Raw genomic sequence first — 14,761 nt, forward strand, 5'->3', positions numbered from 1 at the left:
CCACGAGCCGAGACGATCGTGCTCGGCCGCAGCCGTAACCTGATCCGTCGGGAGCGCTAGGCGGGTGCCTGATCCGTGACGTAGTCGAAGTCGTCGTAGGAGAGGGTGCGGCGTAGGACGCGGACGATCTGGCCCGGGTCGTCGTGCGGTCCCGGCACGTAGTAGGGCCGGCCCTTCCTGCCGAAGGTGATGGCCGACGGCCCTTCCCAGGCGCCCAGCAGCGCCGCCGGGGCCTCGAACTCCTCGTCGGACTTGAAGCCGAGCGTGCGGGCGTAGTCGGTGGAGCCCAGGACGAGGTGCCGGGCGAGCTCGATCGGCACCTCCTGATAGCCCTTGTACTCGCCGAAGAAGTATTCCCTGAACCGGCGCAGCTCCCGCTCGTCGTACACCTCGGGGCCCATGTAGTTCTTGACGCCGGTGCAGTAGACGTCGGCCAGGAAGCCGGCGACCGACAGCTTGTCCCAGCCGTGCCGCCGGGCGACCAGCACCGACACCATGCCGCCCTCGTCGGCATCGGGGGCCTCGTCCGTCCAGCCGTGGGCGGGGTCGACGCCGAGGCCGACGCTCCAGCCGACGTTGATCCAGCAGCCGACCACCTCGGGCTCACGCTCCGGGTCGGCGCTCTCGGCCGCGATGGCGCGCACCAGCGGCGCCACGACCGACGGCGCCACCTTCAGCGTGCGGGCGATCTCCTTCGGCGAGCGGCCCTCGGCCCTCAGCTCGCGTACGCGGTCCTTCAGTTCTGCGCTGTCCACCCGCGCAGACTATCGGTGAACAGGCCCCCGCCCTCGCGGCGCGCTCATCACCACGAAACGCCCCCGACCGGCGCGCTCCTCGCCCGGAGCCAGAAGGCGGCCTGTCGAAGGCCTGAAGAAGGCCTGAAGAACCCTTAAGACGGCCTGAAGGGGACCGTAAGCACGGCCCGGCATCGTGAGGGTCGTCAAGCGAGACCGCCTCTCCCGAAGGGCAACACCATGACCCAGACCGCCGAGTACGAGATCACCCGCCTCTTCGACGCCCCCCGCCGGCGGGTCTTCCAGGCGTGGACCGAGCCCGGGCACTTCTCCTCCTGGTTCGGGCCGCGCGGCTTGACCACCCCCGTGGACCGGGTCGTCATGGACGTGCGCCCCGGCGGCAGGTGGCAGGCGACGCTCTGCGGGGAGGAGGAGTTCGAGGTCACGCTGGACGGCGCCTACCGTGAGGTGGCGGAGCCGGCCCGCCTTGTCTTCACCACCGGCGACCCTGACCACCCCGGCGACGGCCCCGCCTCCGTGGCGACGGTCGAGCTGACCGAGGCCGGCGGCAGGACCACTATGCGCTTCCACCAGTGGGGCGTGAACACCGACCAGGAGCACGCCGATCAGGCCAGGCAGGGCTGGATCGAGTTCTTCGACCGCCTCGACGAGCACCTCGCATCCGCGTGACACGTCCCTCAAGGCCGAACGTCGGGGACGAGCACCTCACATCCGCGTGACACGTCCCTCAAGGCCCGCCACCGCAGGCCGGGCGTCGGTTCAGGTCAGGGCGGTGGCGGCGTCCTCCAGTTTCGTTCTGCCACCCCGCTCGTACGCCTCGGCGAACGCGTTCTCGCCCAGGGCGGCGCGGGCGGCGGTCGCGATGCGGTCCAGGTCCTCCTGCTCCGATGGGCCCGCAGGGGTCTGGTTGTGGTCACGGGCGGCGGCCGCGAGCCCGAGGAGCCGGGCGGCCCTCTCGTACGATCCCTCGGCCGCGAACGCGCTGGCCGCTCCCATGACGGCGAAGGCCGAGGTCCGTGGATCGCCGACCCGCTGTGCGGCGTCGAGCGCTTCCCGGTGGAGTTCCAGGGCCGCCGCCGGGTCGCCACGGCGCTCGGTGAGCAGGCCCAGCTCGACGAGCGTGCTCGGCACGTGCAGGGCGGGCTCGACGCCGGGGCCGCGCGGGACGCCGTCGAGCAGGTGACGCAGGTGCTTGTCCGCCAGCTCCAGCTCGCCCGCCCGGCGGGCCGAGAAGGCGAGCCCCATCTCGGACATCATCTGGCCTTCGCGGTAGCCCTGCTCGACGGCCAGCCGCAGCCCGCTGCCGCACAGCTCCATGGCCTGGTCGTACTCCCCCGCCTGCATGGCGACCCAGCCCAGCCAGGACGTGCGCCGGGCGGCGTCCGCCCAGAGGCCGAGCTCCTGCGCCATGCGCAGCCCCTGCGCGAACAGCTCCTTGGCGCGGCCGATGTCGCCGGCCGTCTCGGCCAGGCCGGCCAGCCACTCGGTGGCCTGCAGCAGGCCCCAGCGGTCGCCCAGCTCCCTGAACAGCCTGGCGCTCTCCGTACAGTCGCGCTCCAGCGCGGCGAGGTCGCGGCGGGTGAAGTGGTCCTTGGCGTGCAGGCTGAGCGCGGTGGCGATGCCCCACCGGTCGCCGGTGGCCCGGAAGGTGACCAGTGCCCGGTTCACCAGCTCCAGGCTGAGCGGCAGGTCGTGCACGCTCATCGCGAGGAACAGCAGCGCCCTGGCCCGCCGGCCGGCGTCGGCGATCCGGTCCGGCAGCGGCTCCCAGTCGGCCCGCTCCCCCAGCAGCAGCACGAACCCGGCATGCCAGGCAGCCGCCCTGCCCCTGGCATCGCCGTCGTCGCCCGCGACGGCCAGTGCCGCCTCCAGGGCTCGTCTTGCTTCGGCGAGCCGGCCGCGGAGGAACCAGTGCCAGGCCATCGCGTTCACCAGCCGCCGGGCCATGGCGCCTTCGCCCCGGTCCACGGCGGTGTCCAGGGCGGCTCGGAGGTTGGCGGACTCGGCGTCCAGGCGCTGCAGCCATGCTCGCTGCTCGTGGCCGTACAGGTGCGGCTCGGCTTCCTCGGCGAGGTCGGTGTAGTAGGCGGCGTGCGCGAGTCGTACGGCGTCGAGCTCGTCGGCGGCGGCGAGCTTGGTCACGCAGTAGTCCGCCACCGATTCGAGCAGCCGGTAGCGGACGCCCGCCGCGCCGTCCACCACGACCACGAGCGACCGATCGACCAGCCGGGCCAGCACGTCGAGGACATCCGGCCCGACACCCTCAGGCACGGCGGTGCCGGCTGTGCAGAGGGCCTCGGCGGCCTCCAGGGTGCAGCCGTCGGCGTGCACCGCGAGGCGCCGGAGCACCACGCGCTCGGGTTCCGTCAGCAGCTCCCAGCTCCAGTCGATGACCGCCATGAGCGTCTGCTGCCGTTGCGGTGCGCCGCGCTGTCCCGAGGCCAGCAGCCGGAACCGGTCGTCGAGCCTGGCCACCACGCCGTGCACGCCCAGCACCCGTACCCGGGTCGCCGCCAGCTCCAGCGCCAGCGGGATGCCGTCGAGCCGCCTGCACAGCTGCGCGATCGCCGAGGCGTTGCCCGCGTCGAGCGTGAAGCCACGGGCCGAGGCGGCGGCCCGCGTGACGAACAGCCGTACGGCGTCGGAGCCGGCCATGATGGCCAGGTCGGTGCTGCCGGGCAGGCCGAGCGGCGGGACCGCCCACAGGGTCTCGCCGTCGATCGACAGCGGCTCCCTGCTCGTGGCCAGGATGCGCAGCTCCGGGGCGGCCCGCAGCAGCAGCTCGGCCAGCTGCGCGGCCTGCTCGACCACGTGCTCACAGTTGTCCAGCACCAACAGCATGTGCCTGGCGCGCAGCGCGTCGGCCAGCCGGTCCGCGGAGGAGTCCGGGCCGTTGTCCTGCCTGATCTGCAGCGCCGCCATGACGGCCTCGGCCAGCGACGCGGTACGCCGGTCGACGGGGGCCAGCTCCACCAGCCACACCCCGTCGGGGAAGTCGTCCACCAGGCGGCCCGCGACCTCCAGGGCGAGCCGGGTCTTGCCCACGCCGCCGCTGCCGGTGAGCGTCACCAGCCGTTCGGTGTGGACGAGGGAGCGTACCCCTGCCAGGGCCTCTCCCCGTCCGATGAGCTTGCTGAGTGCGGCGGGCAGGTTGGTCGCGGGGCGTTCCGCGGGCAGGCTGAGCGCCGGGTCCTGGCCGAGTATCGCCTGGTGCAGCGCCACCAGCTCGGGTCCGGGGTCCAGGCCGAGCTCCTCGGCCAGCCGGTCGCGCAGCTCGGCGTAGGCGGCGAGGGCCTCGCTCTGCCGGCCCGCCCGGTACAGGGCGCGCAGGTGGGCGGCGCGGAGCCGCTCCCTGAGGGGGTGCCGGGCCACCAGGTCACCCAGCTCGCCCACGAGCAGGCCGTGCTCGCCGAGCTCCAGCCGCGCCTCGGCGTGCAGCTCCAGGGCGGTCAGCCGCTGCTCCTCCAGCCGGAGGATCGCGCCCCGGGTGTGCTTCTCGTCGGCGAAGTCGGCGTACGCGGGCCCGCGCCACAGCGCGAGCGCGTCGGCGAGCAGCCCGGCCCGGGTGCCGGGGCCGGCGGCCGCCTCGGCGCGGGCGAGCAGGTCGGCGAAGCGGGCGGCGTCGAGGTCGGTGGTTCGCAGCAGGTAGCCGGGGGGCTTGGAGACGACCAGGTTCTTGCCGCCGGGCTCGGCGTCCTCCAGCGCCTTGCGCAGCTGGGAGACGCGGACCTGGAGCGCGCCGGTGGGGTTGCCGGGCGGGTCGTCGCCCCACAGGTCGTCGATCAGCCGGTCGGCGGAGACGGGGTGGCCCTCGTGCACCAGGAGGTCGGCGAGGAGGGCGCGCACCTTCGTCCCGGGGATCGTGACGGGTTCACCGGCGTCCGTCCACACGGCCAACGGCCCAAGCACCCCAAAACGCATACCCGTACCTTATGGGTGGGGGTCGGGTGGGGCTTTTCTGGCGGAGCCTCGGTAGAGGTCCGGGGGGTAGCGGCGTTCGCTGGAGGCGAGTTTGGCCTCGGCTGCCTGGACGAGGTCCACGCCGAGGACGTCCGCCAGCCGTACCAGATAGTTGGTCACGTCGCCGAGCTCGGCGCTGATCCTGGCCAGGGTCGGCGGGTCGGGGGCGCTGGATTCCTCGGCGGTGAGCCACTGGAACTCCGCCACCAGCTCGCCGACCTCGCCCGCCAGGGCCATCGCCAGGTTCTTGGGCGTGTGGAACTGCTCCCAGTCCCGTGCCTCGGCGAACTGCTGCAGGTGCGCGGCGAGCCGCTCCAACTCCGTCACGGACCACGACCCTACCCACCTGATCGGAGGGAGTATGTTCGCCGGAGGTCAGGGGAGGTGAGCGTCATCGAGCGTACGGTGATCGACGGGCGGATCGTGGGCGGGGCCGAGGTGGCTCTCGCTCTCAAAGCGCGGTACGGGCATTTCACGGCGATGCAGCTGCGGGGCGGCCGGGTGCGGGGGCTGGGCCGCCATCTCGACCGGCTCGATGCGGCCACCCGGGAGCTGTTCGGCCAGGAGCTCGACCGGGACCTCGTGGTCGACTCGATCAGGGCGCTGGAGGTCGTGGACGCGAGCGTGCGGGTGTACGTGTGCGAGGCGGACGGGCCGCGGGTGCTGGTCGGCTCCGGTGATCCGGTGCACCTGGCGGCCACGCCGAAGGGCCTGAGGTCAGTGCGCTACCAGCGCTTCCTGCCGCACATCAAGCACACCGGCGGCTTCCCCCAGGCTTACCTGGGGGCCCGCGTGCGGGCGGAGGGCTTCGACGAGGCGCTGCTCACGAGCGACGACGGGGTGATCTCCGAAGGGGCGGTCACGAACCTGGGCTGCTTCGACGGTGAGCGGGTGATCTGGCCGGACGCGCCGATGCTGCGCGGCATCACCATGCAGATCCTGGAGGCCGAGCTGGGCCGGGCCGGGGTGCCGTGCGAGCACCGGGTGCTGCGGGCGGGCGATCTGTCCGCGTTCGGGGTGGTGTTCCTGGCGAACTCGTGGGGCGTGGTGGCCGTGGACCGGGTGGACGAGATCGCGCTGAAGGTGGACGAAGGGCTCATGGCCCGGCTGACGGGCTGCTACGACGCCGCCCCCTGGGACGCCATCTGACGGGTCTCGGCGGGGACGGCGGGGGCGATGGACTCGCCGGGGTCGAGCCGGTTGAGCAGGAAGGCCAGGGTCACGCCGTACACCACGTGGCCCACGGCCATCACGCCCTGCCGGCCGGGCTCGTCGCGCGCCAGGGGCGGCAGCGCGCTCAGCCGGGGCGCCCAGCCCGCGTAGCTGACCACCCAGATCGCCAGCGCGTAGCCGACGCCGAGCGGCAGCCGGCCGCGCCGCTTCCTGGCCAGCAGGCCGAAGAGCGCGCCCGAGGCCGCGCCGAAGCCGACGTGCGCGACCGCGCCCAGCACGCCCTCGGCCTTCTTGGGCCGCCGCTCGCTGCCGGGCAGCAGGCCGCGGACGATGTGCTTGGGCGGCTGCCCGCGCATGAGTCCCGCCTTCTCGCCCGCGACCATGACGGTGCTCATCGCGGCGGTGGCGAGCGTGCCGCTCACGGCTCCGTTGACGAGTTCGCGCATCATGCCGCTGCGGCTGCCCGCCGCACCGGCCGCGAAACGCCGCATGCCGCCCGCCGACCTGCGCACCGGCCGCGAAACGCCGCATGCTGGTGCGGCGCCCGCCTCGCCAGGCATGAAACGTACAGCTGCCGCGTAAAGCGCTACGCGGGCAGCGCCGCGGTGCTCTCGCGGACGATGAGCTCGGTGGCGAGCTCCACGCGGCGGGCCTCGGGGGTGTCGCCCCGGCGCATGGCCAGCACCGTGCGGGTGGCCAGCGCCGCCATCTCCTGTAAGGGCTGACGGACCGTGGTCAGCGGCGGCCAGGCGGACTTCGACAGGGGCAGGTCGTCGAAGCCGACCACGCTGAGGTCCTCGGGCACCCGCAGCCCGCGCTGACGGGCGGCCTCGAAGACGCCGAACGCCTGCAGGTCGCTGCCCGCGAAGATCGCGGTGGGCGGGTCGTCGAGGGAGAGCAGCGCGTGGCCGTGGTCGTGGCCGGAGTCGACGAGGAAGGTGCCCCGGCGGATGAGCTCCGGCGAGGCGGGCAGGCCGGCCGTCTCCAGGGCCGCCCGGTAGCCGTCTATCCGCGCCTGGCTGCACAGCATGTCGGCGGGTCCGCTGATCATGCCGATCCGGCGGTGGCCGAGCTCCAGCAGGTGCCGGGTGGCGGCCAGGCCGCCGTTCCAGTTGGTGGCGCCGACGGAGACGACGCCCGGGGCGGGCTCGCCGTCGGGGTCGACCACCACGAACGGCAGCGTACGGGCACTGAGCTGGTCCTGGACGCCGAGCGACAGGCGGGAGGCGACGATCACCACGCCGTCGGTCCGGCGGCCGGCGAGCCGCTCGAGCCAGTCGCGGCCCGGTCCGGCGTGCGTGTGCAGGACGGAGATCACCACGCTCGCCCCGGCCTCGTGGGCGGCCATCTCCGCGCCGCGCACGATCTCCATGGCCCAGGGGGACTCCATCTCGGTGAAGACCACGTCGACGAGGCCCGCGCGGGTCTCGTCCTGGCTGATGCGTCGCTGATATCCGTGCTTGTGCAGCAGCCGCTCGACGCGGTGCCTGGTCGCCGGAGCCACCTCGGGCCGGCCGTTGATGACCTTGGAGACCGTGGGGATCGACACCCCGGCCTCCTCGGCTATCAGAGCGATCGTCACCCGCCTTTTCGCAGACATGATCAGGAGTTTAGCCGAAAGTTTCGGGATCACGATGCGCGGGGGCCATGATCAGGGTCAGGGCGACTATTGACGTATTTGACAGCAAAATTTATGCTCCGGGAACAGCGAAATTATCGGGGGGCCAACGAAACTTTCGCCAGCCGAGGAGGAACCCCAATGAGGCGAACTCTCGCCTTGATCGCGGCCACTGTACTCGTGGCGGGCTGCGGGGGTGGACAGAGCGCGGCCCCCGAGACTGACACCAGCGGCGGAGCGCCACAGAAGGTGACCCTGGAGTGGTGGCACCTGTCGACCGCCGACCCCCTCAAGACCGTGTACGAGACCAGGGCCAAGGAGTTTCAGGCCAAATACCCCCACGTCACCATCAAGATGACCGTCCTGGAGAACGAAGCCTACAAGTCCAAGGTGACCACGCTCACCCAGTCCGGCAAGGCCCCCGACCTGTTCGCCACCTGGGGCGGCGGCGTGCTCCAGCAGCAGATCGACGCGGGACTGGTCAAGGACGTCTCCGCCGACGTCGCGCCCGTCCTCGACACCTTCACCAAGGCGTCGCTCACCGCCTACCAGTTCGACGGCAAGACCTACGCCCTGCCGGTGGACATCGGCATGGTCGGCTTCTGGTACAACAAGAAGCTCTTCGAGCAGGCGGGCATCACCGAGCCGCCGACCACCTGGTCGGCCTACCTCGACGCCGTCACCAAGCTCAAGACCGCCGGGATCACGCCGATCGCGCTCGCCGGCAAGGAGAAGTGGCCGGGCCACTACTACTGGGCCTACCTCGCCATGCGCATCGCCGGGCTGCCGGCGCTCCAGCAGGCCGGGGTCGACCACGACTTCACCAAGCCGGAGTTCGTCCAGGCCGGGCAGCGGCTCAAGGCCCTGGTGGACCTCCAGCCGTTCCAGAAGGGGTTCCTGGGCGCGAGCTACTCCACCCCTGACGGGCAGGCCGCCACCGTCTCCAACGGCAAGGCCGCGATGGAGCTGATGGGCCAGTGGGCGCCCAACGTGCAGAACGACAACGGCAAGGGGCTCGGTGACGACCTCGGCTTCTTCCCCTTCCCCGCGGTCGAGGGCGGCAAGGGCACGATCACCGAGGCGTTCGGCGGCGGCGGTGGCATGGCCGTGGGCGCCGACGCACCGGCCGAGGCCATCGAACTGCTGAAGTTCCTGACCGAGACCGGCAACCACACCAAGGCCGTCGAGAAGAACGCGGTGCTGCCGGTGCTCAAGGGCGAGGAGAGCGCGGTCAAGGACCCCAACCTCAAGGTGGTCGCCGACTCCCTGGCCAACGCCACCGGCTTCCAGCTCTACCTCGACCAGGCGTACCCGCCGGCCGTCGGAGCGGAGGTCAACGACAGCGTGGCCGAGCTCTTCGCGGGCGCCAAGACCCCGGAGCAGGTCGCGGCGGACATCACCGAAGTGGCCAAGAGCGAATGACGACCGTCACCCGCAGGCCGGAAGCGGCGACGCTTCCGGCCCCCGCCCGCCCGCCCCGGAAGAGGGGTCGCGGCCTGCTGACGATCGCCCTGTTCGTGCTGCCCGCTCTGGTGCTGTTCCTGCTGCTCGTGGTGGCGCCCATCCTGGTGGCGATCTACGCCAGCGGCTTCAAGTGGAACGGCTTCGGCGGGCTGCCCACCGACTTCATCGGCTTCGACAACTTCACCCGGCTGTTCCGGTCGGAGATCTTCACGACCGACCTGTGGCACCTGGCCGTCCTGGTCGGGCTCTGCGTGCTGGTCCAGCTGCCCTTGGCGCTGGGCATCGCCATGCTGCTCAACCAGCGGATCCGCGGCCGCTCCCTCTACCGGCTGATCTTCTTCGCGCCGTACGTGCTGTCCGAGGTCATCACCGCCGTGCTGTTCTCGCTCATCCTGTCGCCCACCTCGGGACTGGCGAACGAGATCATCGGCATCGTCGGGCTGGAGTCGGAGTGGCTGTCCGATCCCGGCACCGTGCTGCTGTCGCTGTTCCTGGTGCTGACGTGGAAATACTTCGGCTTCCACATGATGATCTACCTCGCCGGGCGGCAGAACATCCCGGAGGAGCTGATCGAGGCCGCCAAGATCGACGGCGCCGCCGGCTGGAAGGTGTTCCGGCACGTCACGCTGCCGCTGCTCGGGCCGACGATCCGGATCAGCGTGTTCCTCTCGGTCATCTACACCATCCAGCTGTTCGACCTCGTCTGGATCCTCACCGAAGGCGGCCCGGCGCACGCCTCCGAGACGCTCGCGGTCACCATGTTCGACGTCGGCTTCGACCGCGCCCAGGTGGGCTACGCCAGCGCGATCAGCGTCGTGATGTTCGGACTCAGCCTCATCTTCGCCCTGGGGTATCAGCGGTTCGTGATGCGCCGTGACCTCGAGGGCGCGACCACCGCCATGGGAGACCGCCGATGAAGCGCACCACACTCCCCCTGCACGCGATCGCCTGGATCGTCGGCGCGTTCATCCTCGTCCCGATCGTGTACGCGCTGATCGGCGGCTTCAAGAGCACCGACCAGCTCTCGGTCAACCCGTTCGGCCTGCCCAGCCCGTGGAACACCGGCAACTACACCGACGTGCTCGCCGAGGGGTCGTTCTGGCGGCAGTTGTGGAACAGCACGTTCATCGCCGTGCTCACCACCGCCGTCACGGTCGCGCTGTCGGCCATGGCGGCGTTCGTCTTCGCCAGGTTCGCCTTCCGTGGCCGGGAGCTGCTGTTCACCCTCTTCACCGCCGGGCTGATGTTCCCGTTCGCGGTGGCCATCCTGCCCATCTTCGTCATGCTGCGCACCCTGAACCTGCTGGACAACCCCTGGGGCGTGATCCTCGTGCAGGCCGCCTTCGGGCTGCCGCTGACGATCATCATCCTGCGCGGGTTCTTCCGCAGCATCCCGGGCGAGATCGAGGAGGCGGCCACGCTCGACGGCTGCGGCCCCTTCGCCTTCTTCTGGCGCATCCTGCTGCCGATGGCCCGCCCCGCGCTGGCCACCGTCTCGGTCCTGGCGATCGTCGGCAGCTGGAACAACTTCATGCTCCCGCTGGTGGTCTTCAGCGACGAGCTGAGCTGGACGCTGCCGCTGGGCATCCAGCAGTTCCAGGGCCAGTACAGCTCCGACACCTCCAGGATTCTCGCCTACCTGGTGCTGGCCATGGTGCCCGCGCTGGGCTTCTACGCCCTCGCCGAGCGCCACCTCATCGGCGGTCTCACCGCGGGCGCCACGAAAGGATGACCATGCTGCATGTCTCCGGAACCCGGCTCCGCAGAGCTGACGGCCAGTCCGTACGGCTACGCGGCGTGGGCCTGGGCGGCTGGATGAACCTGGAGAACTTCATCACCGGCCATCCGGCCAACGAGTCGTCCATGCGCGCCGCCGTACGCGAGGCGCTGGGCGAGGAGCGGGCCGCGCTCTTCTTCGACCGGCTGCTCACCTCCTTCTTCACCGACCAGGACGCGGCGCTGCTGGCCGGGCTGGGGATGAACTGCGTCCGCATCCCGATCAACTACCGGCACTTCGAGTCCGACGACCGACCCTTCGAGGTCATCGAGCAGGGCTTCCACCACCTCGACCGGGTCATCGACCTGCTCGGCGCGCGGGGCATCTACAGCGTCATCGACCTGCACGCGCTGCCCGGCTCGCAGAACCAGCACTGGCACTCCGACAACCCCACCCACATCGCCGCCTTCTGGCAGCACCGGCACTTCCAGGACCGCGTGGTGCACCTGTGGGAGGCTCTCGCCGACCACTACCGCGACCACCCCTGGGTGGCCGGCTACAACCCGGTCAACGAGCCCGGCGACCCCAGCGGCAAGGTCGTCGGCCCGTTCTACGACCGGCTGGTGAAGGCGGTGCGCGCGGCCGACCCGCGGCATGTGCTCTTCCTCGACGGCAACACCTACTCCACCGACTTCTCCGTCTTCCGGGAGATGTACGAGAACACCGTCTTCGTCTGCCACGACTACGCGCTGGCCGGGTTCGCCCACGGGGGCGGATATCCCGGCTTCACCCGGGGCGAGTGGTGCGACAGGAGCGAGCTGGAGCGCACCTTCGCCAAGCGGTCGAGCTTCCAGCGGGAGACGGGCACGCCGCTGTGGGTGGGCGAGTTCGGGCCCGTCTACACCGGTGATCCGGAGCGGGACAGGGAGCGCTACCAGATTCTGCGGGACCAGCTCGACATCTACGACGCTCATGACGCCGGTTGGTCGCTGTGGACGTACAAGGATGTGGGGTTGCAGGGGCTGGTGCACGCGAGCGGACCTTACGTGGAGCGGTTCGGCGCGTTCATCGACAAGAAGCGGCGGCTGGGCGCGGACCGGTGGGGCTCCACCATGGAGGAGGCCGACGAGGTCGTCGGCCCGCTGCACACGCTGGTGGAGACGGAGTTTCCCGGCTGGCGCCCCTACCCGTGGGGCGCCCGCTACCAGACCGACGACCTGATCAGGCACATCCTCATCGCCCAGGCGCTGCTGCCGGAGTACGCCGAGCTGTTCCGGGGGCTCGACGACAGTGAGCTGCTGGCGCTGGCGGACTCGTTCGCCCTGGCGGGGTGCGTGCGCCGGCAGCCGCTGCTCGACCTGCTCGCCGGCAGCCTCGGGGCGTCAGGGCGTCCAGGCGACTGAGACGAGGGTCGGTATGGCGCCCGGCCGGCAGGCGGCCTGGACGAGCATCGGCGAGGTCAGCGGGGCGGGCAGGTCGAGCTCCAGCGTGTTGCCGGACGTGGACCGGGTGGGCAGGTTCAGGACGCCGTCCTGCACGCTCATGATCTGCGCCACGGTGGGCGCCGCCGTGCACAGGGCCTCGCGGGTGGCGTGCCGCAGCCGCCGCGCCTCGCCGCCCACCCGGCGCAGGGCCCGCCGCATCAGCGCGCGGTCCCTGGCCGTGGCCGGCCTGCCGGTGCTCAGGTCGGCCCTGCTGCCGAGCCGGACGGTCAGCCGGCCGCCCGAGCCGAAGACGCCGAGCGGGACGGGGTTGACCACGAACAGACCACTGCGGATGGTACGGCCACCGCGCCGGTTGAGGTTGGCCAGGCCGCCGGAGCTGATCAGCGACAGGAGTTCGCAGCGGGCGGCGTCCAGCTCCTCGCCCTGCTGGACGGCCCTCGGCTCGGGGACCTCCTCGAACGCCACGCTGTCGACGCGCAGGCCGGCCGTGCCGCCCTCCATGACCGACTCCGCCACGGCCGCGCGCACCTCCGGCGAGACGCCGCGGCCTTCGGCGATGTCCAGGAGCTCCACGCACACCAGGCCGTCGTCGGGGACCTCCTCCGGCATCAGGTCGAAGACCGCCTGGCCGCTCTTGATGCCGGGGCCGCCCTTGAGCAGCACGCACTGCCGCAGCCGCCCCTGGGCCCGGACCTGGATCAGCCGCTGCGGAAGCCGGGCCGCCTGACCCCGGACGTCCAGATGCCAGCCGGGGAAGGACGTCTCGTCCAGCGCCAGGGCCACCTTGACCCGCAGCCACCGCCCCCTGGTCACGACCTTGAACCCGACCAGCCCCGAGCGCTCGAACCGGCCCAGGATCTGCTTGCCCCGATGGAACTGGTCGGCCACCTGCAGCGCGGCCGCCTGCCCGCCGAACACCTCGATCGGCGGCGACAGCGGCACGATGACCTCATCGAGCTCGGTCGCGGGTCCGGTCAGGAGAGTCGTGGTCATGATGCGCCCCTCGATGCGGTGAGGGCCTCGGCGAGCCCTGCTGGATCCCGGAAGTCGAACCTGCTGAGCAGCGGGTCGCGCCGCTCCCACATGCGGCGCACCGCGCGGTGCAGCGGATCGCCGTCCCGCTCCACGTGCCGCATGCTGACCGACAGCGCGCGCAGATACTCCTCGCCCTCGCCCAGCTCCCAGTGCGGCAGCAGCGGCGAGGACACGTCGCCGCCGCTGCGCCGCAGCCACAGCCACAGCCGGGCCCGCTCGCGCTGCTCGGGAGCGAGGACGGACTCGCCCTTGGTGTGCCGGGAGACCGCCTCGGCGAGCAGCCGCCAGTAGTCGGCCCGCGTCTCGGCCACGTGCGACACGCCGCAACCGCTCCACGGCGACCAGCCGGCCTGGATCACCGGGATGCCGAAGGCGGGCAGCTCGCAGGCGACCCGGCCACGGACCGTGACGCCCACGTCGGTCATGCTCCACAGCATGTTCTTCGACAGCGCCTGCCTGGGCAGGAAGGCCAGGTGCGGGCGGCGGGCGTGGCGGCCGGCCAGGGCGGCGAAGTGGCCGGTCGAGTCGTGGCGGTCCTGCTCGGGATGGTCGAGGAAGAGCCAGTTGACGGCGTCCTCGTCCGCCGCGAACTCGGCCGTCTCCGCACACCATTCCGCGAAATCCTCGAACACTTCCCGATTCGTGCCTACGGCGTCGGAGACGGCGTGCTGGAAGACGGTGACGATCGGGCGGTCCGGGTCGAGGCCGAGCCGGTCGCAGCCGTGCCCGCGCAGCTGACGCCGCTCCGTCTCGGTGCGCAGCTCGAAGGAGTTCACGCTGCCGCCGCGCCACCAGCTCCCCCGCTCGCCCTTCACCCGCCAGGCCACCAGCTCCGCGCCCGGCCTGAGCAGGTTCCGCTGCGGCCAGACGCACTCGTCGAAGTAGCGGGCCAGGCGGCCGGTCAGCTCCTCGTGGAAGGTGCCCGCCGCGGGGGTGCCGGGGAAGAGCGCGTACGCGCCCATCGACCCGCCGCTCTGGGTGTGCACGATCGGTACGTCCCTGCGCATGGCCGTCTCGACCGCCAGCCCCCACTGGTCGTAGTCCACCTGGCCGGTGACGAGGGCGACGGGCGACAGCTCGGCGAACAGCCGGTCGTAGACGGCCGACAGGGCTCTGGAGCGCCCGCGCCGCGCGCGGTGCCGCTCGTCCTCGACGCCGGGCAGCCTGGGCGTCCGGCTCAGCCGGAGCAGCGTCGCCCTCTCCAGCGCCTCCAGCGCCGCCGAGCCGATCCCGGCGGCGGGGCCGTCCCCCTCGTCGGCGAGCCTGCGGTCCACGAGGTCGTGCACGTCGATGATCTCGGCCGCGCCGAACGCCTCGGCCAGCCGGCGTACCCGCTCGACGTCGAACCGCTCCCACAGCACCCCGCTCAGCTCCCGGTCGGTGCCGGTCAGCACGACGAGCCGCGCGGAGGTCAGGTCACAGATCGCGTTGGCGAGCAGGAGATTGCGTACGACGAGCCGGACGTCCTGCTGCATGGCCTCGACCACCACGCAGGCGCCCGGCCGGTGGTGCCGCTTGCCCCAGTAGGCGCTCGCCGCGGAGAGCAGGCGTTCGAACTGCTCCCCGTCCCCGACAGCACTCATATGCCACTCCC

The 14,761-nt window shown here is 71.7% G+C and carries 13 protein-coding genes; 6 read left to right on the forward strand and 7 right to left on the reverse strand.

Going from position 1 to position 14,761, the window contains the following annotated elements; all coding sequences use genetic code 11:
- Positions 1–56: 56 nt before the first annotated feature.
- Positions 57–755, reverse strand: a complete 699-nt coding sequence (locus IEY87_RS11525; protein ID WP_189138541.1) for a helix-turn-helix domain-containing protein — start codon at positions 753–755, stop codon at positions 57–59.
- A gap of 219 nt (positions 756–974) precedes the next feature.
- Between IEY87_RS11525 and IEY87_RS11530 the strand changes: the two genes are divergently transcribed.
- Positions 975–1,424: an SRPBCC family protein gene (locus tag IEY87_RS11530; protein WP_189138542.1), complete on the forward strand. Its 450-nt coding sequence runs from the start codon at positions 975–977 to the stop codon at positions 1,422–1,424.
- A 90-nt stretch (positions 1,425–1,514) separates the two neighbouring features.
- Here the strand turns inward: IEY87_RS11530 and IEY87_RS11535 are convergent, their stop codons facing one another.
- Both IEY87_RS11535 and IEY87_RS11540 read right to left on the reverse strand, forming a co-directional pair.
- Positions 1,515–4,676, reverse strand: a complete 3,162-nt coding sequence (locus IEY87_RS11535; protein WP_189138543.1) for an AfsR/SARP family transcriptional regulator — start codon at positions 4,674–4,676, stop codon at positions 1,515–1,517.
- Between the two features lie 9 nt (positions 4,677–4,685).
- Complete coding sequence (locus IEY87_RS11540; protein WP_189138544.1) at positions 4,686–5,042, reverse strand: nucleotide pyrophosphohydrolase; 357 nt, start codon at positions 5,040–5,042, stop codon at positions 4,686–4,688.
- A 57-nt stretch (positions 5,043–5,099) separates the two neighbouring features.
- Between IEY87_RS11540 and IEY87_RS11545 the strand changes: the two genes are divergently transcribed.
- The gene (locus IEY87_RS11545; protein WP_225276941.1) at positions 5,100–5,864 is read left to right on the forward strand and encodes an aminotransferase class IV; all 765 of its coding nucleotides are present in this window, start codon (positions 5,100–5,102) and stop codon (positions 5,862–5,864) included.
- Here IEY87_RS11545 and IEY87_RS11550 read toward each other — a convergent pair.
- Both IEY87_RS11550 and IEY87_RS11555 read right to left on the reverse strand, forming a co-directional pair.
- A complete protein-coding gene (locus tag IEY87_RS11550; protein WP_189138545.1) occupies positions 5,834–6,379 on the reverse strand; it encodes a DUF6789 family protein in 546 nt (181 codons plus the stop codon). The two genes, IEY87_RS11545 and IEY87_RS11550, sit on opposite strands and share 31 nt — an antisense overlap.
- A gap of 95 nt (positions 6,380–6,474) precedes the next feature.
- Positions 6,475–7,488: a LacI family DNA-binding transcriptional regulator gene (locus tag IEY87_RS11555; protein ID WP_189138546.1), complete on the reverse strand. Its 1,014-nt coding sequence runs from the start codon at positions 7,486–7,488 to the stop codon at positions 6,475–6,477.
- A gap of 159 nt (positions 7,489–7,647) precedes the next feature.
- Here IEY87_RS11555 and IEY87_RS11560 point away from each other — a divergent pair, with 159 nt between their 5' ends.
- From IEY87_RS11560 to IEY87_RS11575, 4 genes are read left to right on the forward strand one after another with little or no spacing between them, the layout of a single operon-like run.
- A complete protein-coding gene (locus IEY87_RS11560; RefSeq protein WP_189138547.1) occupies positions 7,648–8,928 on the forward strand; it encodes an extracellular solute-binding protein in 1,281 nt (426 codons plus the stop codon).
- Positions 8,925–9,887: a carbohydrate ABC transporter permease gene (locus IEY87_RS11565; RefSeq protein WP_189138548.1), complete on the forward strand. Its 963-nt coding sequence runs from the start codon at positions 8,925–8,927 to the stop codon at positions 9,885–9,887. Before IEY87_RS11560 ends, IEY87_RS11565 begins: the two co-directional genes overlap by 4 nt.
- Entirely contained in the window at positions 9,884–10,702 is an 819-nt protein-coding gene (locus tag IEY87_RS11570) for a carbohydrate ABC transporter permease (protein ID WP_189138549.1), read from the forward strand. The genes IEY87_RS11565 and IEY87_RS11570 overlap by 4 nt, the downstream gene beginning before the upstream one ends.
- A 2-nt stretch (positions 10,703–10,704) precedes the next feature.
- A complete protein-coding gene (locus tag IEY87_RS11575) occupies positions 10,705–12,090 on the forward strand; it encodes a glycoside hydrolase family 5 protein (protein WP_189138550.1) in 1,386 nt (461 codons plus the stop codon).
- Here the strand turns inward: IEY87_RS11575 and IEY87_RS11580 are convergent.
- Both IEY87_RS11580 and IEY87_RS11585 read right to left on the reverse strand, forming a co-directional pair.
- Positions 12,070–13,125 carry a hypothetical protein gene (locus IEY87_RS11580; protein WP_189138551.1) on the reverse strand — a complete coding sequence of 352 codons (1,056 nt, stop codon included), beginning with the start codon at positions 13,123–13,125 and terminating at the stop codon, positions 12,070–12,072. The two genes, IEY87_RS11575 and IEY87_RS11580, sit on opposite strands and share 21 nt — an antisense overlap.
- Complete coding sequence (locus IEY87_RS11585) at positions 13,122–14,750, reverse strand: hypothetical protein (protein ID WP_189138552.1); 1,629 nt, start codon at positions 14,748–14,750, stop codon at positions 13,122–13,124. Before IEY87_RS11585 ends, IEY87_RS11580 begins: the two co-directional genes overlap by 4 nt.
- Positions 14,751–14,761 lie beyond the last annotated feature (11 nt).

Source organism: Nonomuraea glycinis, assembly GCF_014646515.1.
In the GTDB taxonomy this organism is placed as follows: Bacteria; Actinomycetota; Actinomycetes; order Streptosporangiales; family Streptosporangiaceae; genus Nonomuraea; species Nonomuraea glycinis.

Bases quoted from the DNA above. Each gene is read 5' to 3' on its own strand.
- IEY87_RS11530 (WP_189138542.1), top strand. From the start codon at position 975: ATGACCCAGACCGCCGAGTACGAGATCACCCGCCTCTTCGACGCCCCC.
- IEY87_RS11535 (WP_189138543.1), bottom strand. From the start codon at position 4,676: ATGCGTTTTGGGGTGCTTGGGCCGTTGGCCGTGTGGACGGACGCCGGT.
- IEY87_RS11550 (WP_189138545.1), bottom strand. From the start codon at position 6,379: ATGCGGCGTTTCGCGGCCGGTGCGGCGGGCAGCCGCAGCGGCATGATG.
- IEY87_RS11555 (WP_189138546.1), bottom strand. From the start codon at position 7,488: ATGTCTGCGAAAAGGCGGGTGACGATCGCTCTGATAGCCGAGGAGGCC.
- IEY87_RS11560 (WP_189138547.1), top strand. From the start codon at position 7,648: ATGAGGCGAACTCTCGCCTTGATCGCGGCCACTGTACTCGTGGCGGGC.
- IEY87_RS11565 (WP_189138548.1), top strand. From the start codon at position 8,925: ATGACGACCGTCACCCGCAGGCCGGAAGCGGCGACGCTTCCGGCCCCC.
- IEY87_RS11570 (WP_189138549.1), top strand. From the start codon at position 9,884: ATGAAGCGCACCACACTCCCCCTGCACGCGATCGCCTGGATCGTCGGC.
- IEY87_RS11575 (WP_189138550.1), top strand. From the start codon at position 10,705: ATGCTGCATGTCTCCGGAACCCGGCTCCGCAGAGCTGACGGCCAGTCC.
- IEY87_RS11580 (WP_189138551.1), bottom strand. From the start codon at position 13,125: ATGACCACGACTCTCCTGACCGGACCCGCGACCGAGCTCGATGAGGTC.
- IEY87_RS11585 (WP_189138552.1), bottom strand. From the start codon at position 14,750: ATGAGTGCTGTCGGGGACGGGGAGCAGTTCGAACGCCTGCTCTCCGCG.